Annotated in this window: 24 protein-coding genes; 10 read left to right on the top strand and 14 right to left on the bottom strand. The window is 68.6% G+C overall.

The features are described from left to right. Positions 1-74: 74 nt before the first annotated feature. Positions 75-683: a PadR family transcriptional regulator gene (locus ACSMFO_RS13020; RefSeq protein ID WP_436458814.1), complete on the bottom strand. Its 609-nt coding sequence runs from the start codon at positions 681-683 to the stop codon at positions 75-77. 79 nt (positions 684-762) lie between these two features. Next, on the bottom strand, positions 763-2,445 hold the full coding sequence (locus ACSMFO_RS13015) for a TM0106 family RecB-like putative nuclease (RefSeq protein ID WP_436459017.1): 1,683 nt from the start codon (positions 2,443-2,445) through the stop codon (positions 763-765). A 54-nt stretch (positions 2,446-2,499) separates the two neighbouring features. On the opposite strand from ACSMFO_RS13015, the gene ACSMFO_RS13010 reads away from it, so the two are divergent. Next, complete coding sequence (locus ACSMFO_RS13010; RefSeq protein ID WP_038507189.1) at positions 2,500-2,964, top strand: DUF6474 family protein; 465 nt, start codon at positions 2,500-2,502, stop codon at positions 2,962-2,964. A gap of 72 nt (positions 2,965-3,036) precedes the next feature. Here ACSMFO_RS13010 and ACSMFO_RS13005 read toward each other — a convergent pair whose 3' ends face one another. The 4 genes from ACSMFO_RS13005 to ACSMFO_RS12990 are packed head-to-tail and all read right to left on the bottom strand — an operon-like array spanning position 3,037 to position 6,590. Then, positions 3,037-3,996, bottom strand: a complete 960-nt coding sequence (locus ACSMFO_RS13005) for a glycine betaine ABC transporter substrate-binding protein (RefSeq protein WP_038507186.1) — start codon at positions 3,994-3,996, stop codon at positions 3,037-3,039. Positions 3,997-3,998: 2 nt separating this feature from the next. Further along, positions 3,999-4,775, bottom strand: coding sequence for an ABC transporter permease (locus tag ACSMFO_RS13000; RefSeq protein ID WP_038507183.1), 777 nt, complete (start codon positions 4,773-4,775; stop codon positions 3,999-4,001). Beyond that, positions 4,772-5,956 carry an ATP-binding cassette domain-containing protein gene (locus ACSMFO_RS12995; protein WP_436458813.1) on the bottom strand — a complete coding sequence of 395 codons (1,185 nt, stop codon included), beginning with the start codon at positions 5,954-5,956 and terminating at the stop codon, positions 4,772-4,774. The genes ACSMFO_RS13000 and ACSMFO_RS12995 overlap by 4 nt, the downstream gene beginning before the upstream one ends. After that, positions 5,943-6,590 carry an ABC transporter permease gene (locus ACSMFO_RS12990; protein WP_007030477.1) on the bottom strand — a complete coding sequence of 216 codons (648 nt, stop codon included), beginning with the start codon at positions 6,588-6,590 and terminating at the stop codon, positions 5,943-5,945. Before ACSMFO_RS12990 ends, ACSMFO_RS12995 begins: the two co-directional genes overlap by 14 nt. A 334-nt stretch (positions 6,591-6,924) precedes the next feature. On the opposite strand from ACSMFO_RS12990, the gene ACSMFO_RS12985 reads away from it, so the two are divergent. The 5 genes from ACSMFO_RS12985 to ACSMFO_RS12965 all read left to right on the top strand — a co-directional run bounded on the left by ACSMFO_RS12985 (position 6,925) and on the right by ACSMFO_RS12965 (position 12,123). Next, on the top strand, positions 6,925-7,416 hold the full coding sequence (locus ACSMFO_RS12985) for a hypothetical protein (protein WP_436459016.1): 492 nt from the start codon (positions 6,925-6,927) through the stop codon (positions 7,414-7,416). A gap of 69 nt (positions 7,417-7,485) precedes the next feature. Continuing rightward, on the top strand, positions 7,486-8,256 hold the full coding sequence (locus ACSMFO_RS12980; protein WP_038507180.1) for a YcnI family copper-binding membrane protein: 771 nt from the start codon (positions 7,486-7,488) through the stop codon (positions 8,254-8,256). Continuing rightward, a complete protein-coding gene (locus tag ACSMFO_RS12975; RefSeq protein ID WP_360089680.1) occupies positions 8,257-8,820 on the top strand; it encodes a copper resistance CopC family protein in 564 nt (187 codons plus the stop codon). Next, a complete protein-coding gene (locus tag ACSMFO_RS12970) occupies positions 8,817-9,848 on the top strand; it encodes a copper resistance D family protein (protein WP_436458812.1) in 1,032 nt (343 codons plus the stop codon). The genes ACSMFO_RS12975 and ACSMFO_RS12970 overlap by 4 nt, the downstream gene beginning before the upstream one ends. Positions 9,849-10,131: 283 nt before the next feature. After that, on the top strand, positions 10,132-12,123 hold the full coding sequence (locus ACSMFO_RS12965; protein ID WP_436458811.1) for a tetratricopeptide repeat protein: 1,992 nt from the start codon (positions 10,132-10,134) through the stop codon (positions 12,121-12,123). A 212-nt stretch (positions 12,124-12,335) separates the two neighbouring features. Here ACSMFO_RS12965 and ACSMFO_RS12960 read toward each other — a convergent pair whose 3' ends face one another. Then, positions 12,336-13,274 carry a phosphotransferase family protein gene (locus ACSMFO_RS12960; protein ID WP_267284126.1) on the bottom strand — a complete coding sequence of 313 codons (939 nt, stop codon included), beginning with the start codon at positions 13,272-13,274 and terminating at the stop codon, positions 12,336-12,338. Further along, complete coding sequence (locus ACSMFO_RS12955) at positions 13,234-14,541, bottom strand: helix-turn-helix transcriptional regulator (RefSeq protein ID WP_161791087.1); 1,308 nt, start codon at positions 14,539-14,541, stop codon at positions 13,234-13,236. The genes ACSMFO_RS12960 and ACSMFO_RS12955 overlap by 41 nt, the downstream gene beginning before the upstream one ends. Before the next feature lie 423 nt (positions 14,542-14,964). On the opposite strand from ACSMFO_RS12955, the gene ACSMFO_RS12950 reads away from it, so the two are divergent. Together ACSMFO_RS12950 and ACSMFO_RS12945 are read left to right on the top strand one after the other, a co-directional pair. Beyond that, positions 14,965-15,339 (top strand): hypothetical protein, encoded by a 375-nt coding sequence (locus tag ACSMFO_RS12950; RefSeq protein ID WP_436459015.1) that lies wholly within the window; start codon positions 14,965-14,967, stop codon positions 15,337-15,339. 13 nt (positions 15,340-15,352) lie between these two features. After that, positions 15,353-15,766: a hypothetical protein gene (locus ACSMFO_RS12945; RefSeq protein WP_016330534.1), complete on the top strand. Its 414-nt coding sequence runs from the start codon at positions 15,353-15,355 to the stop codon at positions 15,764-15,766. A 311-nt stretch (positions 15,767-16,077) separates the two neighbouring features. On the opposite strand, the gene ACSMFO_RS12940 is transcribed toward ACSMFO_RS12945, so the two are convergent. Further along, positions 16,078-17,334 carry an MFS transporter gene (locus tag ACSMFO_RS12940; RefSeq protein WP_436458810.1) on the bottom strand — a complete coding sequence of 419 codons (1,257 nt, stop codon included), beginning with the start codon at positions 17,332-17,334 and terminating at the stop codon, positions 16,078-16,080. Beyond that, complete coding sequence (locus ACSMFO_RS12935) at positions 17,327-18,649, bottom strand: GH1 family beta-glucosidase (protein ID WP_436458809.1); 1,323 nt, start codon at positions 18,647-18,649, stop codon at positions 17,327-17,329. The genes ACSMFO_RS12940 and ACSMFO_RS12935 overlap by 8 nt, the downstream gene beginning before the upstream one ends. A 126-nt stretch (positions 18,650-18,775) precedes the next feature. On the opposite strand from ACSMFO_RS12935, the gene ACSMFO_RS12930 reads away from it, so the two are divergent. Further along, a complete protein-coding gene (locus ACSMFO_RS12930) occupies positions 18,776-19,420 on the top strand; it encodes a TetR/AcrR family transcriptional regulator (protein WP_016330531.1) in 645 nt (214 codons plus the stop codon). 364 nt (positions 19,421-19,784) lie between these two features. Here the strand turns inward: ACSMFO_RS12930 and ACSMFO_RS12925 are convergent, their stop codons facing one another. Then, positions 19,785-20,969 (bottom strand): amino acid deaminase/aldolase, encoded by a 1,185-nt coding sequence (locus ACSMFO_RS12925; RefSeq protein WP_436458808.1) that lies wholly within the window; start codon positions 20,967-20,969, stop codon positions 19,785-19,787. A gap of 89 nt (positions 20,970-21,058) precedes the next feature. Here ACSMFO_RS12925 and ACSMFO_RS12920 point away from each other — a divergent pair, with 89 nt between their 5' ends. Continuing rightward, positions 21,059-22,363, top strand: coding sequence for a D-arabinono-1,4-lactone oxidase (locus tag ACSMFO_RS12920; protein WP_436458807.1), 1,305 nt, complete (start codon positions 21,059-21,061; stop codon positions 22,361-22,363). Between the two features lie 11 nt (positions 22,364-22,374). Here the strand turns inward: ACSMFO_RS12920 and ACSMFO_RS12915 are convergent, their stop codons facing one another. From ACSMFO_RS12915 to ACSMFO_RS12905, 3 genes are read right to left on the bottom strand one after another with little or no spacing between them, the layout of a single operon-like run. Further along, positions 22,375-23,322, bottom strand: coding sequence for a ribose-phosphate diphosphokinase (locus tag ACSMFO_RS12915; RefSeq protein ID WP_125731440.1), 948 nt, complete (start codon positions 23,320-23,322; stop codon positions 22,375-22,377). 50 nt (positions 23,323-23,372) lie between these two features. Beyond that, entirely contained in the window at positions 23,373-24,023 is a 651-nt protein-coding gene (locus ACSMFO_RS12910) for an NAD(P)H-binding protein (protein ID WP_073845976.1), read from the bottom strand. A gap of 19 nt (positions 24,024-24,042) precedes the next feature. Continuing rightward, positions 24,043-24,693, bottom strand: coding sequence for a hypothetical protein (locus tag ACSMFO_RS12905; RefSeq protein ID WP_037333848.1), 651 nt, complete (start codon positions 24,691-24,693; stop codon positions 24,043-24,045). Positions 24,694-24,934 lie beyond the last annotated feature (241 nt).

Genomic DNA, 24,934 nt, shown 5'->3' with positions numbered 1-24,934 from the left:
GCCGTCTCGTGACCGGGTTCCGGTTGCGGGATCGTCGCCCCGGCGGGGTGCTGCAACACCTCGCCGGGGCTCTTTCAGCTGCGGGTACTCCCCCTTTCCGCCAGCATGGCCTGCCACTGCGCGAGCCCCGGCATCGAGCCGGAAGTCAGTTCCCCGAGGATCGAGCGGACCCACTCGGCCTCGGCGACCCGGATCGCCAGGTGGTACTCGGTTTCGAGCAGCACCAGCCGCGGGATCTCTTCGAGGAGCCGTGCCAGTTCCGCTCGCGTCGAGGCGATGTCCTCCTCCAACGCCGCCAGGCGGGTGCGGAACAGGGCGACCACCTCGTCCGGACCGAGCCACCCCATCACCGACAGCCCGGCGACGAACTTCGGCTCCTCCGGCGCGAGCTCGCCCAGGAGTTCACGCAGCCAGTCGAGCATTTCGTCACGGCCGGTGTCGGTGATCCGGTACACCGTTCGTTCGGGGCGAGCGCCGTCGCGACCGCTCTCCGCCGCCTCGATGAGACCGTGTTTCCGCAGGTTGCCGACGACCGTGTAGAAGGAACCCCATTTGATCCCCATGTCGCGGTCTTTGCCGCGGCTCTTCAGGACCGAGGCCATTTCGTACGGATGCATCGGGCGCTCGTTCAGCGTGGACAGGATCGCCAGCGCCAGCAGATTCCCGACCTTGCGCCGCTTCACCGCGCCTCCTCGTAGACGAGTACTCGTCCACGAGTATTCACAGGGCCGCGAGTGATCGCAAGCTCGGCGGGAGCCGGGATCAGAGGTCGTTCATGTACGGCACGGACGTCTGCGCGTGCTCGGTCATCCAGTTCCGCAGCGCGTGCGTGGCCAGGACGTCGTCCTCGTTGTAGCGCAGCAGACGCTCCCGCTGGACGTCGTCGGGGACACCGCCGTCCATGCCGACGGCGTCGCGGTACCACCGCATCGACGCCTCGCCGCCCGCTTCCGGATCGCGCCACGCGAACCCGGCGACCGGGGCGATGACCTTGAGCCCCTTGCCGTGCGAGCACAGGAACTGGTCGGTGACGCTGCGGAAGAGGTCGATCCACTCCTCGGAGTCCACAAAGGACGCGATCTCGGCCTTCTTGGGGACACCCGGGTATTCGCCGAAGCGGGTCGCGGAGCCGAAGAGCCAGCGGTTCTCGGCGAGCGCGTTGTAGCAGTAGGCGCGGAAGGTCAGGCCCGCGGCGAGCGTGCGCTCGCGGACTTCGGTGAACCAGGCCCAGAACTCCGCGAACGACCGGGCCTCGTCGGCGGTCGGCAGCGGCTCCCAGGTCGCGAACGCCCGATAGCCCTGCTCCATCCCGATGTCGGCGCCGGTCAGCAGCGAACCCCACAGGTACGCGCCGGAATCACCGAAGCTCTCCATGTCGACGTCGACCTCGACGTCGCCGCGCGAGACCTCGACGCGGTCGACCTTGCGCACCATCGTGAGATCGGCGAGCCAGGCGCGCGCCAGGATGATCGAGTCGGCGAAGGTGCCGCCGGTCCAGTTCATCGGCGGGGGCTCGTCGGCCGGATCGAGCGCGGCCAGCTTGTCCACTGTGGACACCCCGGCGCGGCGCAGTTCCATCGCGTCCTCGCCGCGGACGACCAGGCTGACGTCGCGGGTTTCGGTGAGCACGACTTCGCACGTCGGCCACCAGGGACAGCGCCGGCATTCGAGGACGCGGGAAGGCTCGGCGAGCGGCTCGTCCCCTTCGGCGGCGGCGGTCGCGATGGCGAGCCTGTCGGCGAAGCGGCTTTGGTACTCCGTCAGCGCGCTTCGGCCGCCAGGCCAGGTGGCCGCGGACAAGTCGTGCCAGACGACGACGTCCGCGTCGAGCCCGATGACGCCACCGACGGCGCGGTGTCCTTCGTGCTTTCCGAGCGCTTCGAGCATCCGATAGAGGTGTGCGAGCCGCATCTGGTCCCGTGGCTGCGAGCGGACCTTTCGCGCCGCGTCGGGCACCCGGTTCGCCGGATCGAGGTCGGTCATCGCGGTGGTCGGCGCGCCCGCGCCGCGATCGGTGATGCGGTGCCGCACGACCAGCACCGGCACGTAGCCGTCGCCGGTGTGGACCAGGAGTTCGGAGCCGCCACGCCGATGACCGGCGCGATCCACCGGGAGCAGCGCGCCCCAGATGTAGCGCGCTTCGGCGGCGAAGGCCTCTTCGGTGAGCTGCACGCGCTCGGCGGCAGGGAGGTCACGAGGGATCTTGACCCAGGTCGCATCGGGTCCGGTGGCGTCCATGAGCCGCCGCACGATCGCGTCGCGATGCGCTGAGGCGTCGGCGATCCGCTGCTGCGCGGCGGGGTCGGGCGGGGCGAGCGGGACCTCGCGCATCGCCGGATCGTGTTCCAGGTGCACGCGACGCCGGCAGCGGCTCACCGCTCCCGCGTCCAGTAGCACCTCGTTACTCACGGACAACACTCTAGAAGGCCACCGGCAAGCCGACATGCCCGCCACATCGGGGACCAGTAAGTTCGTCAGTGACACAGCGTGGGAGGTGCCATGGCGCGCAAGGCCAAAGCCATCGAGGGCGAAGGCAGGTTTACCCCGAAGAAGGCGAAGAACGCCGTCGCGGTGGCCAAAGTGGTCGGACCGGCCGTACTGCCGGTGATCGCGCCGTACGCCGTTCGAGCGGCGGGCGCCGCACGAGAGCTATACGACCGTTATCAAGCGAAGAAGCTCGGCGTCGCCGTCGACCAGCTCGGCGAGTTCAGCGGACGCGGTGCCGCGCTGCACGCGCGGATCGCGGGGCTGACGCAGGGGCTCGCGGAGCTGAAGAGGTCCGCGAAGGCGACAGACGCCGACGCGGCCTTCGCGAAGGACACCCAGGGGACGCTGGAGCAGCTTTCGGCGACCGTCCGCGCTTCGGAGCGGATGCCCGCCGCGCGACGGAAGGCGGCGCACCGGGCCGTGGCCGGGGAGCTGGACCAGCTCGAGGGGAAGCTGCTGCACCGGCTGGGGATCTGAAGCCGCTCTCGAACGCTATGAAAGGTCCTTTCCTTGCAAATTTCGCAAGGAAAGGACCTTTCATGGCATCGGTTACTTGATGAACCCCTTCTTCTTCATCCATTCGTAGGCGACCTCGCCCTGGTCACGACCGTCGACGTCGACCTGCTTGCACAGCTCGATCATCTGCTCGTTGTCGAGGGCGGCGGCGACGGCTTCCAGCGGCCCGCGGATCTCCGGGTGCTGGTTCAGGAATTCCGTCCGCAACGTCGGCACGGCGTTGTACTGCGGGAACGCCTTCTTGTCGTCTTCGAGGACGCGAAGGTTCAGCCCGGCGATCCGGCCGTCGGTCGTGAAGATCTCGCCGATCGGGCAGGTCCCGCTCGCCACGGCCGAGTAGATCGTCCCGATGCCAAAGTTCTTGATCACCGGATTCTGGAACCCGTACGCCCGCACGGCGGCCGGGAAACCGTCCTGGCGGCTGGTGAATTCGGTCTCCAGGCAGAACACGTTCTGGTCCGGCTTCCGCTTCAGGAACTCCGCCAGATCCGACGTCGTCTTCAGGTTGTTCGCCGCGCCGTAGGCCTCGGTGACCGCGAAGGCGTACTGGTCGTTGAGCGGCGAGTAATTCAGCCAGGTGACGCCGAACTTCGCTTCGTCGGCCGCCTTCGTGGCCTCGTACTGGGCCTTTTCCCCGCCGGGGACGGGGAGTTCGTTGCCCTGGTAGTTGATCCAGCCGGTGCCGGTGTACTCCCAGGTGACGTCGGTCTGGCCGGCGAGCAGCGCCTGCCGCGACGAGTTCGAGCCCTTGATGTCGGTCAGGTCGACGACGTCCGCGCCCGCCGCGGAAAGCGCCATCTCGGCCATGTAGCCCAGGATGATGTTCTCGGTGAAGTCCTTCGAGCCCACTGTCACCTTGACGCCCTTGAGCGACTCGACGGGCTGGATGGAACCGGGTTCGATCTTGTACGGCAGCGCGGTGTTGACCTCGAGCCCGCACGCGGAAAGCGTGCCGCACAACAGGACCGCGCCCAGGATCGCTTTGAGTCGCATTGTCAGCGCAGTCCCTTCGGTCCGAAGAACTGTTCCGCCACCGCGCCGAGCCAGTCCACCAGCAGCGCCAGCGCGACGGCGAGCACCGAGCCGGTGATCAGCACCTTCGTCAGGTTGAGCTTGTAGCCGGTGTCGATCAGCAGGCCGAAACCGCCGGCGTTGACGAACATGCCGAAGGTCGCCGTGCCGACGGCCAGCACCAGCGAGGTCCGCAGGCCGGCCAGGATCAGCGGGATCGCCAGCGGGAACTCGACCCGCCACAGCACCCCGGAGGCCGACATGCCGATCCCGCGGCCGGCGTCGATCAGCGACGGATCGACCTGCTGCAGGCCGACCATCGTGTTCCGCAGCACCGGAAGCAGCGAGTAGAACGCCAGCGGCAGCGCGGCGACCCACAGCCCGCCGGTGGCGCCGGTGACGATGAACCACAGCACCAGCACACCCAGCGCGGGCGCGGCCTGGCCGATGTTCGCGACCGCCAGGAAGACCGGCGCCGCCCATTTCGCCCACGGCCGCGTCACGAGCACGCCGAGCGGTACCGCGACGGCGACCACGATCGCGGTGACCACCACGGTCATCGCCAGGTGGTCGCGCAGCGCGGCGAACAGCCCGGCGGCGTTGAGGGTCTCCTTCTCCGTCGCGGTCAGCTCACTGCTGAAGACCCAGATCAGCACCCCGGCGACGATCAGCAGTACCGCCGCGGGCTGGGCGAACAGCCGGACCCGTTCGGCGCTTCTCGACGAGGACTCGGTGGAGAACCCGGTATCGACGGCCGTCATGCGGTCACACCTTCCGCCGGGTTGTCGTCGGAGTGCTCCTCGCGCAGCTGCTGGATCGTCGCGATGACGGTGTCGAGCTCGATCGTCCCGGCGTATTCGCCGCGGGCGCCGGTCACCGGGACGCTGCCGCCCTCGGCGAGCATGGCTTCGAGCGCGTCCTGCAGCGTCGACTGGAGGCTGACCGAGTCACGCAGCGGTTTGCCCGCGGTGGACAGCGACGACGACGCGGTCAGCTCGCGGACGTGCACCCACCGCATCGGACGACGCCGCTGGTCGAGCACCAGCACGAAATGCTTGCGCTGCTGAGTCAGCTTCTCGCGCACCTCGGACGGCGATTCGCTCACCGTCGCCGTGAGCGCGTCCTGCTTCAGCTCGACGTCGCGGACCCGCAGCAGCGTCAGCTGCTTCAGCGAGGCACCGGCGCCGACGAAACCGGCGACCGTGTCGTCGGCCGGGTTCGCGAGGATCGCGTCCGGGGTGTCGTACTGCAGGATCCGGGACTGGTTGCCCAGCACCGCGATCTTGTCGCCGAGCTTCACGGCCTCGTCGAAGTCGTGGGTGACGAAGACGATCGTCTTCTTCAGCTCGGTCTGCAGCCGCAGCAGTTCGTCCTGCAGGTTGCCGCGGGTGATCGGGTCGACCGCGCCGAACGGCTCGTCCATCAGCAGCACCGGCGGATCCGCCGCGAGCGCCCGCGCGACGCCGACCCGCTGCTGCTGCCCGCCGGACAGCTGACGCGGGAATCGGTCGCGGAAATCGGCCGGGTCCAGCCCGACCAGGTCCATCATCTCCTCGACCCGGTCGTTGACCTTCTTCTTGTCCCAGCCGAGCAGCCCGGGCACCACGGCGATGTTCTGCGCGACGGTGAAATGCGGGAAGAGCCCGGCCTGCTGGATCGCGTAGCCGATGCGGCGGCGCAGGGTGTCGACGTCGAGCTTCAGCGCGTCGTCGCCGCCGATGGTGATGCGGCCCGACGTCGGCTCGATCAGCCGGTTGATCATGCGCATGGTCGTGGTCTTGCCGCAGCCGGACGGGCCGACGAAGACCACGATCTTGCCCGCGGGCACCACCATCGAGAAGTCGTCGACCGCGGGCTCCCGGGTGCCGGGGTAGCGCTTCGTGACGTTCTCCAGCTCGATCTCGACGCCGGATACGGTTTCAGGAGACTCAGCCACGGACACCCCTAGAGACGGTCAAACGGTTGATCAGGACGTAAACGGCGTCGAGGACCAGTGCGAGGACGACCACACCGAGCGTCCCGGTCAGTGCCTGGTTGAGGGAGTTCGTGCTCCCCGCGTTGGTGAGGCCGGAGAAGACCTCCGAGCCGAGGCCGGGGCCCTTCGCGTAGGCCGCGATGACCGCGATGCCCATGAGCATCTGCGTCGCGACCCGCATGCCGGCGAGGATCGCGGGCCAGGCGAGCCGCAGCTCCACCCTGGTCAGCACACCGAACCGGCTCATGCCGATACCGCGCGCCGCGTCACTGACCGCCGGATCGACGCCGCTCAGCCCGACGATCGTGTTCCGCACGATCGGCAGCAGCGCGTAGAGCACGAGCGCGATGACCGTGGTGTTCGCGCCGAGCCCGAACACCGGGATGAGGAGCCCCAGGAGGGCGAAGGAGGGAACGGTGAGGATCGTGCTCGCCAGCGCCGTGGCCACGGCCGAGCCGATCGGGCTGCGGTAGACGGCGACGCCGATCACCACGCCGAGGACGGCGGCCAGGATCGTGCACTGCACGACCGCGCTGACATGGAGGAGCCCTTGGAGGGCGAGTCTGTCCCACCGATCCGAGATGTACTCGAAGAGGTTCATCGCGTGCTGGTTCTCCCGCCGCCTCTGGGTGAGCCTCCTCACCCATTCGGAGTAGCTGTATCGGGAGCCTGACTACCCAAAAGCCGCGCGGTCAAACCCCACCCGCCCCGCCACCACCCTCAACGGAGCTACGCCACCCCTGATCAGTACCGCCTTTTATCCCGCCAACCTGCCCGATCCTGTCCGATCGGGCAAACGCAGGCGGTGTCTTTCCCACCGCTCACCAGCCGGGAGGAGATCGACCACCCGGACGTACGTCGAATACTCTTCACCCGTGAGTAAAGGCGACCACCACCGAAGCGCGTTACGCGTGGTGCGTGGTGGCTTGCTCGGAGTGAGCTCCGCGGCGCTGGCCGTGACCGCTCACATGATCGGGGACGGCGACCTCCCCGATACGGCGATGACGGTGTTGCTCACCGTGCTGATCGGCTGGAACGCGGCTTTCCTCGCTTCGAAAGCCCGCGGACCGCTGGCCACCATCGTCGATCTCGGCGCCGGTCAGGTCGTGATGCACCTCGTGCTCAGTTCGCTGAGCACGCACGAGGTGGTGCACGACGAACCGGCCCCGGTTTCGGGCGGGCTCGCGATGACCGTCGCGCACGTCGTCGCCACGCTGATCACCGCGGTGCTGCTGGCCAAGGCCGACGGACTGCTGCTCGGCGTCCTCGCCTGCCTGCGCGCGCTGGTCCCCTTCATCCTCAACGCGCTCCCGGTCCCCGCCGCGATGGCGTCGCCGGTGCTCGCCCGTCCGGCGGGCCCCGGTCACCTCGTGCGGGTGGACCTCCGCCGCGTCCACGGCAGGCGTGGCCCTCCGCTGTTCTCCTGAACCCACGACATCCCCCGTCAATCCGGCGAGGCCCCGAGCCCGCCGTCCCAGTCACGTTCAGGAGTTTTCGTGTCCAAGCACGTCTTCAAGCGCGCCGGTTTCCTGGCCGCCACCGTCGGTATCGCCGGCCTGCTGTCCGCCGGGGTCGCCTCGGCCCACGTCACCGCCAACGTCTATGGCCCTCAGCCGTCGAAGGGCGGCTACGGCGCGATCTTCTTCCGCGTTCCCAACGAGGAGAAGGACGCCGGCACGGTCAAGGTCGAGATCACCGTCAAACCCGAGTACGCGCTCAGCTCGGTGCGGGCCAAGCCGGTTCCCGGCTGGAAGGCCGAGGTCGTCAAGTCCAAGCTGCCCGCCCCGGTGACCACCGCGTCCGGCACGCAGATCACCGAAGCCGTCTCCAAGGTCTCCTGGACCGCCGAACCCGGCACCAAGATCGCCGCCGGATCGACCGAGTTCCAGGAGTTCCAGATCAGCGCGGGCCAGTTCCCGACCAACGTCGACGCGATCGAGTTCCCGGCCACCCAGACCTACGAGAACGGCAAGGTCGTCGAGTGGAACCAGCCGACCCCGGCCTCCGGCGAGGAGCCGGAGCACCCGGCGCCGACGGTGAAGCTCGCCGAGAAGACCGCTGACGGGCACGGTGGCGGCCACGGCACCGACGCGAAGGCGTCCGAGGAGTCGCACGCGGCTTCTTCGTCGTCCGACAACACCGCCCGCTGGCTCGGCGGCGCAGGCCTGGTCGTCGGCGCGCTCGGCCTCGGCGTCGGCGCCGGTGCCACCCTGCGTGCCCGCCGCGCCACCGCCGTCTCCGGCAAGAGCGACACCGAAGGAAAGTGAATGCGTAAAGCGATCGTCGCGCTGGCGATCACCGGGGTGGCGTGGCTCGCCACCGCCACCCCGGCGCTGGCGCACAACGTCCTGATCTCCTCCGACCCGGCGAAGGGCGCGTCGCTCGCCGCCGGGCCCGCGAAGATCACGCTCACGTTCGACCAGTACGTCCAGAACGCGAACGTCAACCAGATCGCGGTCGTCGGACCGGGCGGCGGCCAGTGGGCCGAGGGCCAGGTCGAGGTCCGCGACAGCGTCGTGACCGTGCCGCTGCGGCCGCTCGGCCCGGCTGGCGAGTACAAGATCGGCTACCGGATCCTGTCCGCGGACGGGCACTCCGTGACCGGTGAGGTGCCGTTCACCCTCACCGCCGCGGGCACCGGGACCCCGGCGAGCGCCGACGCCGCGCGCAGCAACGCGGGCCAGGCCGAGACCACCCCGGCGACCGGCGGCGAAGGCTCGTCCGGCGTGCCGATCTGGGTGTGGATCGCGGGCGCCGTGGTGCTGCTCGCCGTCGGACTGACCGTCGCACTGCGCACCGGCGCCGGTGACAAGGAGAAGAGCGGCTCATGACCCAGGCCGAGACCACCTCGCGAGCCCGCGTCGCCGTCCTGTTCTGTGTGGTGACGGCGGGGATCGTCGGTGCCCTGATCGGTGTCGCGCTGACGGCGACCGCCCCGGTGCCCGGGGTCGCGCAGGTCAGCGAGGTGGTCTCGGTCTCGATCCCGATCGTGCGGGTCCTGCTGGACATCTCGGCGGTCGCGACGATCGGGCTGGCGCTGCTTTCGGTACTGGTCGGCTACGACCGGCCGAAGCTCTCCGAGCCGATCATGCGGATCGCGCGGCCCGCGAGCGTCGCGGCCGCGCTGGTCTGGGCGACCACCGCGCTCGTCGCGCTGATCCTGCAGACCGCCGAATACCGGCCGGGTTCCAGCACGCTGTCGATGTCGGACGTCGGGAGCTACATCGCCGACGTCGGCGCCGGGAAGGCGCTGCTGATCGTCGCGATCCTTGCCCTGCTGCACGCCGGGCTCGGGATCCTCGCGCTGAAACACGGCGAGAAGGTGCCCGCGGAGGTCCGCGTCGGGCTTGGGCTGTTCGCGCTGCTGCCGCTGCCGGTCACCGGGCACGCGTCGAACTGGAACTACCACGACTACACGATGATCTCGATGGAACTGCACGTGATGAGCGCCGTCGCCTGGACCGGCGGGCTCGGTGCGATGGCGGTGCTGCTCGTCGGGAACCGGACACTGCTGGCGCACGCGCTGCCGCGGTTCTCGAAACTCGCGACGCTGTGCCTGATCCTCGGCGCGGCGACCGGGCTGTTCAACGGGCTGATCGAGATCTCGCTCAACCCGTCGCTCGGTTTCTGGGAAGGCGTCTTCACCACGCCGTACGGGCAGCTGGTGCTGTTGAAGCTGTTGTGCACCGGCGTGATCGCGAGCCTCGGCGCGTACACGCGCTGGAAACTGATGCCGCAGATCGTGCGGCACAACCGAACCGCGCTGGCCGCGTGGGCGACGCTGGAACTGACGGTGATGGGGCTCGCGTTCGGCTTCGCCGTGGTCCTCACGCGAGCCCCGGTCGTCCCGACGACTTAGTTTTCGGGGTGGCTGAAGGGGACTTTCACCGCATGTGACGCGGGTAAAGCGTCCTTCACCGCGCGAGAGCGCGACTTTTCGGAAGCTGTTACACACCTTGCTCCATCCGGCCGCATTTGGCCGATTTCGCTGTCCTCCCCGGGGCTCCACCGGAATGCTCTACGCGTTCGCTGGGGTTAACCCGAAGAGGGGATGGTTGATGGGCGGCCCGTTGCCGGGTGAAAGTGAAGTCAGCACGCCACAGGTACCGCGGCAGCGATCGGCGGTCAGGCTCACCCGGCAGGTGAGTTCGGGACCGCGTCAGCTTCCGCCCGCACCCGCGCATTTCACCAACCGCACCGCCGAACTCGCGTTGCTGGAGAAGCTGCTGGCCCAGCACGACACCGACGGGCCGGCCGTGCAGCTGATCAGCGGCCAGGGCGGGATCGGCAAGACCGCGCTGGCCACCGCGTGGGGCCGGCAGCTCGGAGACCGCTTCCCCGACGGGCACCTCTGGGCGGACCTCGGCGGGTTCAGCACCAACGGCCCGCTTTCGGTGAGCGAAGCGCTCGGCCGGTTCCTTCGCGCGCTGGACGTTCCGCCGGAGGGGCTGCCCTCGGACGTCGAAGAGCTCATCGCGCTGTACCGCACGACGACCGCCGAACGACCGTTGCTCGTACTGCTCGACAACGCCGGATCGACCGAACAGGTGCTTCCGCTGCTGCCCGCCGCCGGGGGAAGCCTCGTGATCGTGACTTCGCGACGCCGTCTGGGCAGGCTCCAGACCGAACATCGCGCGCGGCTGGTCGAGCTGGCGCCGTTCGGTTCCGCGCACAGCGCCGAACTGCTGGGTCGCGCGGTCGGCGCGGAGCGGGTCGGCGCCGAAGCCGCGCGGGCGCGGGACATCGCCGAGCTGTGCGGCGGGCTGCCGATCGCCCTCACCACGGTCAGCGCCAAGCTGGCCGGACGGCCGAAGATGTCGCTGGAGAAGATCGCCACCGAACTGGGGAAGGAATATCGTCGACTGGCCACGCTGTCGACGAAAGAGGCGCAATCGGTGGAAGCCAGCTTCAACCTCTCCTACGACGAGCTCCCCTCGGACGCGGCCGCGCTGTACGCGGCGCTCGGGCTCCACCCCGGCCCCGATTTCGGCGTCGGCGTGGCCGCCGCGTCGATCGCCGTCCGCGAGGAGGTCGCCGAAGACCTGCTGGACCAGCTCGTCGACGTCGGACTGCTGATCGACCGCGGCGACGACCGGTACACCTTCCACGATCTCGCGCGCCTGCACGCCAAGGAGAAGACGGCGGGCAACGAGTACGACCGCGACATCGCGGTGCGCCGCATGCTCGAGTGGTACCTCTTCACCGCGTCGAAGACCACCGCCATGACGGTCCCCGACCAGGACCCGATCCCGTACCGCTACGAGTACCGGCCACCGTCGCCGATGTCGTTCGCGTCCTCCGAAGAGGAACTCGCCTGGCTCGAACTGGAACGCGAGAACCTCATCGCCGCCGTCAAGACCGCCGAAACCTGGCAGCTGCCCGAACTGGGCTGGCAGCTCGCCGCCGCGATGTGGCCGCTCTTCTTGCTGCGCAAGCACTATCCGGACTTCCTGGAGGTGAGCCAGGCCGGTGTGCGCTGCGCACGGGCGTGGGGCGACGCGTCGGCGGAGGCGTTGATGCACAACCGCGCGGGCGCCGCCTGCCGCGGCACCGGCCGGTACGACGAAGCCGTCTCGCATTACGAGGCCGGACGCGAAGCGGCGCGGAAGGCCGGCAACGAGGTCGTCGAGATCCGGTCGGTGGAAGGCCTCGGCCTGGTCGCGCTGGCACAGGGCAGGCTCGACGACGCGGTGCGGTGGTTCACCGAAGACCATCGCCTGAGCGAGAGCCAGAACCGCACGCACGACATCGGGCTCGCGCTGATCAACCTCGGCTCGACGCAGCTCAAGGCCGGACGGCCGGAACCGGCGATCGAGCACCTCACCCGCGCTCGCGAAGTGCTGGCCGCCGACCCGTACAACGTGGCCCGCGCCCGGACCGATCTCGGCCGCGCCCTCACCGCGACCGGGGATCTCGCGGCCGCCCGGACCGAACTCGAAGCGTCGCTGGCCACGATGGAGGCCAGCGGGTCGAGGTTCGAGGTGGCCAGGGCCCTGGCCGCGTTCGGCGAGGTCGCCGAGGCGGAAGGGAACACCGACGAGGCGAGGCGGCACTACGACCGGGCGTTGCCCATTCTGGTCGGCCTGGGCCGCCCGGAGGCTGACGCTCTGCGCACGCGGCTCGAACGGCTGTGACCCCACGGCACCGATCGGTACTCAGCGACCGAGTGAACGCGCCGATGCGAATGACTCAGCGTAGCTGCAACTTGCACATTCGGGGGAGCATTGGGCCGGGAGAAGTGATTAGCCCGGGCGAATTCGTCACCGTTTGATCGACGAATTCGGACAAGCGACGAACGGTCATTCGCCGTCGGCGAATGCACGTGCAGATGCCTTTCCCGGGTGAGTCAGCGATAGCGGTTCCAGCGTGCGCCGGTGCGTCCGTTCCGAAGATCGTTCAATCGTTTTCGCAGCTCATCCCGCACGCTGGGATGACTGCGAAGAATGGGAAGAACACTCGTCGTGAGCTTCAGTTCACGGATCGCGCGCAGTACGGAGAAGCCGGACCACGTCGTCACGTCGAATCCGTACCGCTGCGCGAACACGCGATAGCGGGCCGGTGGATCACCGAACCGTTCATGGCCGACGGCGAGCGGCGTCAGATCCCATTCCGGCGGCCCGACACAGGACGAATCGAAATCGCACAGCACCGGCCCGTCCGGCCCGGGGATCACGTTCCCGGTGTGCGCGTCCCCGTGGACCAGGCCCCTGGGCAGGGGGAAGTCCAGGTCCGCCAGCGCGGCTTCGACCTCGGCGCAACGTTCGAGCAGGAATCGCCGGTCGCCCTCGTCCAGCTCCTCCGCGTCCGAAACCCGGGCGCGGACCGCGGCGAACGGCGCCCATTCGGCGAGCCCTTCGGGCGGCGGCAGCGCGTGGACCTGGCGCAGCAGCGCGGCGAGGTCGGCCGACTTCGCCTTCCGGCCGGTCTCGGGCACCTTCCACCAGACCGTCACGAGATGTTCGCCGACCGGCAGCGGCTGGTCGAGCCCGGGAACGAGGCGGATGGCAGGCACCGCGTGCCGTTCGAAGTGCCGCGCGACCCGCACGACGGTGCCGACGCGATGCCGCAGGCGGGTGGAGCCGACGATCCTGACGACGAACGGCGCGCTCGCCAGCTCGTAGACGGCGTTGTTGGTGAACCTCAGCAGGCGGGCGCCTTCGGGGTCCACGCCCAGCAGATCGCACGTCCGCCCGAGGGCGTCGCGCAGGATGCCGGGCGTGAACCGGCCGCCCGGGCCGGTCGGCTCAGGCGGCGTAGAAGGAGTTGAGGCGGTCGGCGAGGTCACGGGCGTCCGCGTTGTTCCGGCGGCGCTCCGCCTCGACCTGCAGTGGCCGCATCCGGTCCTTCACCCGCTCGGACTTGATGCCCTCGGCACAGTCGACGGCCTTGGAGCCCACCTTGGCGCCATGGTCGAGATCGCCTTCGAGCAGGTGGTTCGTGGCCAGGGCGCTGAGCATGAACGTCTTGCTGCGGGCCATGTCGTCCGTGTAGGACTCGACGGCCTTGGTCAGCGCCGGGATCGCGTACTTGGTGTGCTCGGCGTTCTTCGCCGCGAGCACGGTGTGCACGGTGCCGATCATGGCGTAGACGTCGGTCTCGGTGAAGAATTTGACCCAGGATTCGGCCTCGGCGAGGTTGGCGCGGGCGAACTCGTCCTTGCTCCGGCCGAGCAGCTTCACGGCCTGCTCCTCGTTGCCCATCATCGCGTAGGCCCAGGCCTCGTTGGCGCAGAGCACGGCGACCGCCAGCTCGGAGCCCGATTCCTGGGCGGCGATCTGGCCGAGCTGGAACAGTTTCAGCGCGTCGTTCGGGGCGTCCTGGTGCAGGTAGACGCGGCCCATCCGGTAGAGGACGTTGGCGACGAGCGGGTGGTTGTCGCCCTGTTTGGCCAGGTCCAGCGCGTTCGCGAAATGTCCGCGCGCGGAATCCATGAGGCCGGTGTCGAAGGAGGTCCAGCCCGCCAGGCTGTGCAGGTCGGCGAGGGCGACGTACAGGCGGTTCTTGACCGGCTCGGTGCCGGTGGACTCGAGCATCTGCTGTCCCCAGGACAGCTGGGCGACCACGGCGTCGCGGCAGAAACCGCCGCCGTACTGGTAGTCGAGGGAACGGAGGGCTCTGGTCGCGGCTTCCACCTGACGGACGTCGGTCATGCCGATCCGCCCGGGGGCGGGCGTCTTCGCCGGGCCCGCCGACCACGTACCCGATTCCGGGCCGAACACCGCCGCACCCATCGTGACCTGGGCGGCGTGTGCGAGGAACCTCCGTCGCTTCACGGACTCGTCCTCCTCCGCCTGCTGGCCGTCGGCAGCACCGACGACCTTTATCGCTGTCGCCTCGTCATAGGCGAGACCCATGTATCCCCTGGGGACACCAAGGCCGTCAGCGATGCGGGTGAGCACGTCGTACGCCATCACCTGGCGACCTTTGAGGATCTCGGACACCTCGGACTGCGACTGGCCGGTCATCGCGGCGATCTGACGCTGCGAAACACCGTGCTTGCGCAACAGCCGGTACACGGACGAGATCTCCCGTGTGGCCAGTGCGGCTCGCATCTCCGGCTGCTCCCAGGCATCCGGTGGCACGGGGTGACTCTGGCGACCCGAACCGCTTGCAGCGTCCGAGCCGGCGACAGCGCCGCCACCGATACTGGCGTCCATTGCGCCCCCTCACAGTTCCGTTGGGGTCGATAAACAGCGTAGGCACACCTATTCAACCGTGCGAAACACCGGATCGCCCGTCGTGATCGGCCCGGCAGAAGTCGTTTGACCGCTTACCGTGAAACCCCGTCCGGTCACCGCTATGACGGCGGTTCGACCTTCTATCGCACTCGGTTTCACATCACTGTAGTTGTCAGATCTCCGTGACCGACCGGCCACCGGCCGCGATCACAGAGAGCTACCAAGTCTCCGAACCCCCTAAAGGTGCGGACACGCGGATACGAAGACGACGTGGAACGAGAGAGCGGAGAAGAGCCAGTGGAGTTCGTGGACTCGATCGCAACAGGCTCCATCACCGCGGGACGGCCCGGTATGGCCACGCGCCACCTGCGTGCGGCCGGCCCCGCCGGTCAGCAGACGGTCGCGGTCGCCCCCGGAGCGAGCCGTCCGGTCTCCCCTTCCGCCCCGGTCGACCCCCGTACCGCGAGTGTGCGCCGTTACGAAGGCGGACAGCTGGTCTGGCGGGTGCAGTGCGGCGATCTCATCAGCCGCGAACGCGCCGTCACCGTGTTCGTCGAAGACAACCAGGTGGTTCTCGTCTCGCCGCCAGGAGAGACCGCGCGCCTGACGTCCGGCCAGCTCGGACAGCTCAGGGCAGCGCTCAACGAAGCCGCCAAAATGGCGGAAAGGTAACGGTGAGTTCTCCGTGGATCAGGTCCTAGGGCAAGTCCTCCGCAACGCGGTTTGGGAACGCCTCGACATGCTCTCCGATCTCGCGAACCGGGCCGACGCGCAGTCGCTCGTCTCGGTCGCCCGCTCGGAGCTCCCCCGGCTCGCCGAAGGCTGGCGCGCGATGCTCCAGGCGCACGAGCCCGACGAGCGTGGGGACTGCCCCACCTGCTCGACTCGCTGGCACAAGTGCAAGGCCCCCTGCTCGGTATGGCAGGTCGCGCACGAGCACCTGGTCGCCGGTGGCCTCGCCCCCCAGCAGATCGCGGCCACCCAGGACCACCGGCGCGAAAGCCGCCGCCGCGTCCCGGGCCAGAGCCGCGGGGTGAGCCCGGCCGAAACCACCGGCAGGCACGCTCTGGTCAACCCGCGTCGTCCCATCACAGCTTGAAAGACCGGCGAGTGAACGGCGGTCCGAGCAGCCCCCTCGGCAACCACGCCACGATCTCGCCTTCGCCGGCGGCGGTTCGCGCGTACCCCCGAACGCGACGAACCGCTCTCGGTAATCACTCCGGTCCCCACCGCGATTAATCGAAAATTGTCGGCAGAACACCTAGCGAAGGCAGTAATCGGTCGCTAGGTTGATGATCACAAACGCAGCGCGATACCTGCCCCGGAGCGCGCTGCCATCCCCCGAACCCCGCGGGCCGGTGCCGTTGCACTCCCCTCCCCCGACCGGCACCGGTCCGCGGTCTCCAACCTTCAGCTGACGCCCTTCACCCGCGTGACCAGTACCGCGGCGATGACGGTGGACAGCGCCGAAGCCGCGAAGAGGCTCGGATATCCGCCCAGGTAGGCCAAAATCGGCGCGGTCAGCATCGGCGCCACCACCTGCGGCAGCGAGTTCGCGATGTTGATGACGCCGAGATCCTTCGCCCGGTCCTGCGCGGTGGGCAACACCTGCGTGAGCATCGCCAGCGCGACGGCCATGTACGCGCCGAAACCGACTCCCAGCAACGGTGACGCCGCGAGCGCGGCCGTCCAGTTCTGCCAGACGACCAGCAGCAGGGCGGCGACGGCCATCACCGCCGAAGCGGCGAGGACGTACGGCTTCCGGCGTCCCGTCTTGTCGGAGAAGTGCCCGGCGATGAGCGCGCCGACGATGAGCGCCGCGCCGTAGAGGCCCATCATGATCAGCAGTCCGGTGTCCGGATCTTCGTAGTGCACCGCGTCCTTGAGGAAGAACAACAGGTACAGCGTCCCGAAGGCGTTGCCGAGGTTGATCATGAAGTGGCAGCCCCACGCCCAGGCGAAGTCCGGATGCCTGCGCGGGGAGATCCACAGATTCGCGAGTACGTCCCGTGTCCTGGCCGACGGCCGGAACGCGACCGGCAGCCGCGCGTCCGGCGTGCGCAGGACGAACGCCGCCGCGCCCGCCAGCACGACGGCCGCGCAGACCGCGTAGCCCAGCGGGAGCCCGGCGAGGTCGAGCATCACCACGACCACCACCGCGCCGAGCACGGTCCCGAGCATCTGGGCGATGCCGACGAGGCCGCCGACCTGAGCGCGCTGGGGTACGGGAACGCGGTCGGCGATGGCCGACACCAGCATCGCGAGCATCCCGTTCAGTCCGGCTTGAACCAGGCACCAGCCGAGCACCATGACCGCGACGTTCGGCGCGAACGCGAGGACGATCAGTCCGGCGGCGGCGACCGCGGCGCCGGCCGCCGTCCACGGATGACGACGGCCGCGAGCGGAACAGGTCCGGTCGGACAGCAGGCCGACGGCCGGGTTGGCGATCAACGCGACGACCGCGCCGATGCCGGTGACCAGGCTGAACACGGCTTCCTTGTCGGCGGCGTCCAGCAGTTCCGCCTGTTTGGGCAGGAGAACCTGGATGGGCGCGTAAACCCCCAGCCAGAGCGCGATGTTCGCGAAGAACAGCAGGCTCATCCACCCCGCGCGGACCCTGGCGACCGGCTCGGCGAGCGCCTCGGGCAGGTCCCGGACCTCACTCATGGCGGATCAGTTCCCGGTACCAGCCGAAGGAGTCCTTCGGCGTGCGCTTCTGTGTCTCGTAATCGATGTGCACCAGACCGAAACGCGGCTGGTAGCCCTTAGACCATTCGAAGTTGTCCATCAACGACCAGACGAAGTACCCGCGGACGTCGACGCCGGCGTCCATCGCTTCGCGCATCGCGACCAGGTGGCTGTCGAGGAAGTCGATGCGTTCCTGGTCATGGACGTGGCCGTCTTCGGCGACGACGTCGTCGAAGCTGCAGCCGTTTTCGGTGATGTAGACGGGCGGAAGGTGCTCTCGGTAGCGCTCGTGGAAGCCGACTAGCAGATCGCGCAGCCCGTGCGGGACGATCGGCGAATCGTTGGTGGTCATGGGATATCCCTCGATCGCGCGAAGCTCGAAGGGCAGCGGATTGCCTTCGCCGGGCGCGGCGACGCCCTGCGGCTCGTAGTAATTCACCCCGTAGAAGTCGAGGGGCTGCGCGATGGTCGGCAGATCGTCGGCGAAACCCGCCGGGAGATGCGCGACGACTTGTTCGGGATATCGGCCGAGCAGCACCGGATCCGCGTAAGTGCGATTGATGAGAGCGTCGATCCATTCGCCCGCGGCCTTGTCCTCCGGCGAATCGGTGGCGGGCCAGATCGGCGAATGATTGTTGGCCGTACCGACGCTCCGGGCACCGGCAGCGCGCAGCGCTTGGACCGCCAGACCGTGCGCGAGATTCTGGTAGTGCGCGGTGGGCAGGGCGTCGAGCAGGAGGGTCTTGCCGGGCGCGTACTCACCGATCGCGTAGCCGAAGATCGACATGACCATGGGCTCGTTGAGCGGGATCCACATTTTCACCCGATCGGAGAACCGCTCTCCCACGATGGCGGCGTACTCCCCGAACCGTTCGGCGGTATCACGGGAGAGCCAGCCACCCTTGTCTTCGAGTGCCTGCGGGAGGTCCCAATGGAAGAGCGTCCCGGTCGGCGCGATACCGGCGGCGCAGACCTCGTCGAGCAATTCGTCATAGAACGCAAGGCCTTCGGCGTTGGGCTTGCCGTCGCCGTCGGGCTGGATCCGGGGCCAGGCGAAGGACATGCGGTAGGCGCCGACGCCGAGTTCGGCCATCAGCGCGATGTCCTCGGAGTAGCGGTGGAAGTGATCGGCCGCTACCTTGGCGTGCTCAGCCCGCGCGATCTTTCCCTCCGTTTCGGTGAACGTGTCCCAAATGGACTGTCCCCGGCCGCCTTCACCGGTCGCCCCCTCGATCTGGAAGGCGGAGGTCGATACACCCCACAGGAATTCGGACGGGAAGGTCGGATTCTCCACCGGCGGCACACCTTTCCTCTTCAGACTCGGCCGAACATGAAAAGTTCTCAGATACTATGCCTTCACTCGACCGGGGGGAACCCTGTCGGCACGATAAAGTCGCAGATCAGCGAAGGAGGAGCCCGAGTGTCCGACATCCAGGCCGCGAAACCGCAAGCGGAGACGACTCCGCTCCGGCGGCAGCCCGTTCAGCAGCGCAGCGCCAAGCGGGTGGAGCAGATGCTCGACGCCAGCGCCCAGCTGATCGACGAACTCGGCTACGACGCGTTGACGACCACGCTGATCGCGAAGCGCGCCGGGGTGGCCGTCGGTTCGCTGTACCAGTTCTTCCCCGACAAGCGGGCCGTGGTGCAGGCGCTGACGCAGCGGAACCTCGAGCGGTTCGTCGCCTCGGTGTCGGAAACGCTGAATGAGCTGGCGCCCGAGCACTGGTGGGACGTCGTGGACTCGATCCTCGACATCTACTTGGCGATGCACCGCGAGGTCCCGGGCTTCTCGAAGGTGCACTTCGGTGACGTCGTGGACCGGCAGCTCCTCGACGAGACGCGCGACAACAACGCGGTCATCGTCGACGCGCTCACCGACGTGCTCTCCGCGCGGATCCAGTCGCCGCCGGACGACATCCGGTTCGCGCTGACGATCGCGAACGAGACCGCCGACGCGCTGCTGAAGCTGGCTTTCCGCCGGGACCCGCGAGGGGACGAGCGGATCGTGGCGGAGGCCAAGTCGGTGGTGAAGGGCTACTTGGCGAGCAAGTTCGGGGAAGCCTGAGGCTCTCCGCGCTGCTCCCCGGGGGCTGAAGGACGCTTTCGCCGCATGCGATGCGGTGAAGGACGCCTTCAGCCCACGTCCGTCCACTGTGGACTCCCAGTGAGACTGCCCGGACGTCCTGCTCCATTCGTGTCCACAGGCGCCCGAACCCGTCGCCACACCAGTCACACGACCCCCAGCAACCACGCCCTCATACCCGCTGACCTGGTATTACCCGGTTGTCCACATAAGTTGTCCACATCCACCCACAGTTGTGGACAACCTCGCCCCTCACCCCACCGAACCCCATTCCCCGACGCCCCCTCCCGATACGCTGGTGCGGGGCGCGCCCCCCAGGGATGGGTGGGGGGTGGGGTTGCGCGGATCAGCCGAAGTTTTGGGATTCGCCTCGGTAGGTGGGGACGGTCCGGTCGACGCGGTCGCCGACGACGACGTGGTAGTGCGTGAAGCGTTCGGCGAGTTCGCCTGCCTTCGCGTGGCGCAGCCAGACGCGGTCGCCGAGGCGGAGGTGGCGGGCCGCTTCGCCGGAGACGGGGGTTTGGACTTCGCCGGCGCCTTCGAAGCCGAGTAGCGAAAGGCCTTCGGGCAGGTAGGGCTTCGGGAGCCGCGAAGACTCCGCGGGGCCCGAAGCGATGTAGCCGCCGGAGAAGAGCGTCGCGACCTTCGGGGCGGGGCGCCGGACGACGGGCAGCGCGAACATCGCGGCCGGGCGCGGCGAGAAGTGCGCGTAGCCGTCGAAAAGGGTCGGCCCGATCAGGCCGGAGCCCGCCGCGATTTCGGTGACGGCCGCTTCGGCGCCGGTCGATTCGACGCTGCCGCTGCCGCCGCCGTTGACGAACTCCAGATCCGCCAGCGCCCGGACGGCGCGGACCGCGGCCGCACGGCGCTTCGCGATTTCCACAATGGACTTTCGCTGCATCCAGCCGATGACGGAGTTCCTGGCCCCGCTGCCGGCCGCGTCGCCGAGCCCGGCGATCTGACCTTCGTACGCCATCATCCCGACCAGCCGGAAACCCTTGCGGGACAAGATGGTCCGCGCCAGATCCGCGGCTTGCCGCGGGCTGAACACCGGCGAGCGCCGGGTGCCGATGTGCACTCCGGGCAGCGGCCGCCACGAAGCGTCGAGTTCCAGGCAGACCCGGATTTCGGGATGCCCCTGCCCCAGCGCGGCATCGACCAGGTCGAGATGTTCGGGCGAGTCGACCATGATCGAGATCGCCGCCCGCGCCCGGTCGTTCGCCGCCAACCGCCGCAGCGCGCCATGGTCGGCGGTCGGGTACGCCACCACGATGTCGTCGGACGTCCCCTGCTCGACATGCCAGACGGCTTCGGCGAGCGAGTAGCACATGAGACCTTCGAAGCCGGGCCGCGCGAGGACGCGTTCGAGCAGATACCGGCAGCGCACGGATTTGCTGACCACGCGGATCGGCTTCCCCGCGGCCCGCCGCAGCAGGTCGGCACCGTTCGCGTCGAACGCATCCAAGTCGACAATCGCGAACGGAGGATCCAGGTCCTTCGTCGCCAAGTCGTACACCGTCGCACTGGTCACCCGAACTAAGGTACGACAGAAGGGCTTGAAACGCGAATACTATTCACTTACTGTTTCGGCACTCACAGCCTCTCGGAATAGGTGGGCGCATGACACGGTGGAGCAACTGGGCCGGCACCGCGACGGCGTCGCCGCTGCGCGTGCATCGGCCGCGTGACACGGACGCGATCGCCGAAGCGATCGGCCGGTCCGCCGCGGACGGACGACGTCTGCGCCCGCTCGGCAGCGGCCACTCGTTCACCGCGATCGCCGCCGCGAACTCGGACGCCATGGACCTGACCGGCTGGACCGGGATCGCCTCCGCCGACGTCGCGAAAGGCCTGGTCACGGTCCGTTCGGGGACCACGCTCAAGCAGCTCAACGCCGAACTCGACGCGCTGGGCCTGGCGATGACCAACCTCGGCGACATCGACGCGCAGACCGTCGCCGGCGCGATCTCCACCGGCACCCACGGCACCGGCGCCCGGCTCGGCGGCATCGCCACCCAGATCGCCGCGCTCGAACTCGTGCTCGCCGACGGCACCGTGGTCACCTGTTCGGCGGACGAACGCCCCGACCTCTTCGCCGCGGCACGGGTCGGGCTGGGCGCGCTCGGCGTCATCAGCACGGTCACCCTGCAGTGTGAACCGTCGTTCCTGCTCTCCGCCCAGGAGCGGCCGGAACCGCTCGAACAGGTCCTCGAAGGCTTCGACCAGTTCGCCGACGAGAACGACCACTTCGAGTTCTACTGGTTCCCCTACGGCAAGAACGCCCTGGTCAAGCGCAACAACCGGCTTCCGGCGGGCAGCGAACACCGGCCGCTGGGCAGGCTGAAGGAGTTCGTCGACTACGAGGTCACGGAGAACGTCGCGTTCGGCGGCCTGTGCCGTCTCGGCCGCGCGGTGCCGAAACTCGTGCAACCGCTCGGCCGGTTCGCCTCGAACATCCTCTCCGCCCGCGAGTACAGCGACACGTCCCATCGCGTCTTCGTGACCCATCGCGGCGTGCGGTTCGTCGAGTCGGAGTTCGCGATCCCCCGCGAAGCACTGCACGACGTCTTCTCCGAACTCCGCGCGTTCGTCCCGAAGCTGGAGAACCCGGTCGCGTTCCCGGTCGAGGTCCGCGTCGCCGCGGCGGACGACATCTGGCTTTCGACCGCGAACGGCCGCGACTCGGCCTACATCGCGATCCACCAGTTCGTCGGCATGCCCTACCGGGAGTACTTCGCCGGGTTCGCGTCGATCGTCGGCGAGGTCGGCGGCCGCCCGCATTGGGGCAAGATGCACGACCTCGACGCCGCGACGCTGCGCTCGCGATACCCGCGCTTCGACGACTTCCTGCGGGTCCGCAAGGAGGTGGACCCGGCCGGGATCTTCACGAACACGTACCTCGACCGGGTCCTCGGCACCGTTTAGGCGGTGTAGACCTAGCCCGTTTCAAACAGCGCGCTGACCGACTCTCCGTTGTGGATCCGGCGCATCGCCTCCGCCAGCGCGGGCGCGATCGACAGGACCCGCAGTTTCGGGCTCTGCTCCTCCGGCGGGATGGGCACCGTGTTCGTGCAGACGACCTCCAGCACGTCGGGCTGGCTGCCGATCCGCTCGAGCGCGCCGCTGGAGAAGAGGCCGTGCGTGCAGGCGACGCGGATCGAGCGCGGCTTCAGTTCCCGCAGCTTGTTGAGCAGTTCGATCACCGTGCTGCCCTTGGCGATCTCGTCGTCGAGGACGATCACGTCGCGGCCGGTGATCTCGCCGATCACCGAGCTGATCTCGACCCTGTCGTCGGCGAAGCGCTGCTTCGCGCCCGCCGCGACCTGAACGCCGAGCAGCCGGGCGAAATGCGCGGCCTCCTTGGCGTTGCCGAGATCCGGCGAGACCACGGTGGTCGCGGACAGGTCGTACTGGCGGAAGTGCTTCGCCAGTTCCTGCAACGCGTGCAGGTGATCGACCGGAACGCTGAAGAACCCGTGCACCTGCGGCGAATGCAGCGTCATCGCGAGGACACGATCGGCGCCGGCGGTCGCCATCAGGTCGGCGACGAGACGACCGCCGATCGAGATCCGCGGCGCGTCCTTCTTGTCCGACCGGGCGTACGAATAGTGCGGCATGACGACGGTGATCCGCTTCGCCGAAGCGCCCCGCGCGGCATCCAGCATCAGCAGCAGTTCGACGAGATGTTCCTGCACCGGCCGCACCAACGGCTGAATCAGGAAGACGTCGCGCTCACGGCAGTTCGCCTCGAGCTGGACTTCGAGACAGTCGTTGGCGAACCGCTGCACCTTCACCGGATGCAGGGGAACACCAAGATGGGCGCAGATCTCTTCGGCGAGCTCGGGATGGGCGCTGCCACTGAAGACCGCGATGTCCTCGCGCAAGGACCTTCTCCGTTCAGTCAAAAGACGGATTACGTCCACACACTAGAGTTTCACAGTGCGGAAAAGGCCTGAGAGATAGCAGTATCACCCGAGATCGCTTCGAGGACGCGTCCCGCCGTCGACGGGCTGTCGAGCAGAGCGACGAGGATCGCGGCGACGTCCTGCCGGGGAATAGGCCCGCGGCCGGTGGACTCGGCGATCAGGATCTCGCCGGTGCCTTCGTCGTTGGTGAGCTGCCCCGGCCGCAGGATCGTCCAGTCGAGATCGCGGGCGCGCAGATCGTCTTCGGCCGCCTTCTTGGCCTTGAGGTAGATCCGGAAATCGTCCGGGACGTCCGCGGTCTCCCATTTGTCCGCCCCCATGGAGCCGACCTGGATATGCCGCCGGACGCCCGCCCGCTCCGAGGCGGCCGCGAAGAGTTCGGCGGCCGCTCTGTCCACAGTGTCCTTACGAGCGGTCCCGCTGCCCGGCCCGGCGCCCGCCGCGAAGATGGCGGCGTCGGCGCCGTCGAGCACCTTGGCGACGGCGTCCACATCGGACTTTTCCAGGTCGAGGACGACCGCTTCGGCACCGGCGGCTTCGAGATCGGCGACGTGATCGGGATTGCGCACGATCCCCACCGCCTGATCACCGCGTGCGGAGAGCAGTTTCTCCAGCTTCAACGCGATCTGTCCGTGTCCACCCGCAATGACGACTCGCATGGACCCGACGGTAGCGCGTTCAGTCCACTTCGGCAGGGAGCTCGGTTTCGCGGAGCAGCTGCTCGTAGACGATCTCGTTGACCAGGCGCGAGACCGGGTCCTCGTCGAGGATCATGCGCTCGCCGTGGCCCTCGAGGTCGAGGTCGGCCACCGCGTTGGGGTCGGCGGTGACGATGCCGAGCCCGTAGGCGCGGGCACGCGGGAGGCAGTTGCCGACGTAGTCTTCCGTCAGTACGGCAGGCGATGGGAGAACCATCGCGGCCTCGCCGTAACGTGCGAACGGAACCGCGGAGGCCATCGCGGTGCGCCAGTGCCGGGCGACCGCGAGGACGCCGATGATCTCGGCGGCCGGCGCGGGTGCGGTCGCGGCCAGCTCTGGCCATGTCCAGGTGTCGACGGTGGCGCGATCGACGACGGGACCCATGCCCATCGCGATGCGCTCCGCGTGCACGTCGGTACGGAGCCGGGCGACCACGCAGATCTTGCGGCCGAGCACGGTGGTCTCCGGCAAGACGATGCCGTTCCAGCCGAGCAGGGCCGCCGCCTTGCGCGAAAGCTCCCCGACGCTCGCGGGCAGTTCGATCGGCGGCACCACCCGGCTCGGCAGTGACCGGCTGCGCTTCGCGCCACCGGCGACCGTCGAGCTCTCCATGTTCGGTGTAGCCGCCACGTTCCGCCTCCTTCGAACCTGGTTTCCCTAGGGCTCGTCATCCCCGTGCCACCTCGGTGGAAGCGGCACATGACCTGTCTAACAGGGCGGGGAGGCGGCGGCGCCGGGCAACGGGAGTGGCTGCGATCGGCGGCACTTTGTCATCGGTGACCGGTCGGTAGGCGGTCATTCGACTTCAGTCCGACCGTGCCGCCAACCGAGTGAGAGGGAGGTAAGTGGTGTTACCCGGTGTCTCCGAACG

The sequence above is a fragment of the Amycolatopsis sp. w19 genome (assembly GCF_051373225.1).
GTDB lineage: Bacteria > Actinomycetota > Actinomycetes > Mycobacteriales > Pseudonocardiaceae > Amycolatopsis > Amycolatopsis japonica.
Note: the sequence above shows the minus strand (reverse complement) of the source record. Positions and strands in the feature narration are given on the sequence as shown.

Bases quoted from the DNA above. Each gene is read 5' to 3' on its own strand.
- ACSMFO_RS12920 (WP_436458807.1), top strand. From the start codon at position 21,059: ATGACACGGTGGAGCAACTGGGCCGGCACCGCGACGGCGTCGCCGCTG.
- ACSMFO_RS12975 (WP_360089680.1), top strand. From the start codon at position 8,257: ATGCGTAAAGCGATCGTCGCGCTGGCGATCACCGGGGTGGCGTGGCTC.
- ACSMFO_RS13015 (WP_436459017.1), bottom strand. From the start codon at position 2,445: ATGTCGGCTTGCCGGTGGCCTTCTAGAGTGTTGTCCGTGAGTAACGAG.
- ACSMFO_RS13000 (WP_038507183.1), bottom strand. From the start codon at position 4,775: ATGACGGCCGTCGATACCGGGTTCTCCACCGAGTCCTCGTCGAGAAGC.
- ACSMFO_RS12970 (WP_436458812.1), top strand. From the start codon at position 8,817: ATGACCCAGGCCGAGACCACCTCGCGAGCCCGCGTCGCCGTCCTGTTC.
- ACSMFO_RS12955 (WP_161791087.1), bottom strand. From the start codon at position 14,541: ATGCGAGCCGCACTGGCCACACGGGAGATCTCGTCCGTGTACCGGCTG.
- ACSMFO_RS13005 (WP_038507186.1), bottom strand. From the start codon at position 3,996: ATGCGACTCAAAGCGATCCTGGGCGCGGTCCTGTTGTGCGGCACGCTT.
- ACSMFO_RS13010 (WP_038507189.1), top strand. From the start codon at position 2,500: ATGGCGCGCAAGGCCAAAGCCATCGAGGGCGAAGGCAGGTTTACCCCG.
- ACSMFO_RS12990 (WP_007030477.1), bottom strand. From the start codon at position 6,590: ATGAACCTCTTCGAGTACATCTCGGATCGGTGGGACAGACTCGCCCTC.
- ACSMFO_RS12940 (WP_436458810.1), bottom strand. From the start codon at position 17,334: ATGAGTGAGGTCCGGGACCTGCCCGAGGCGCTCGCCGAGCCGGTCGCC.
- ACSMFO_RS12910 (WP_073845976.1), bottom strand. From the start codon at position 24,023: ATGCGAGTCGTCATTGCGGGTGGACACGGACAGATCGCGTTGAAGCTG.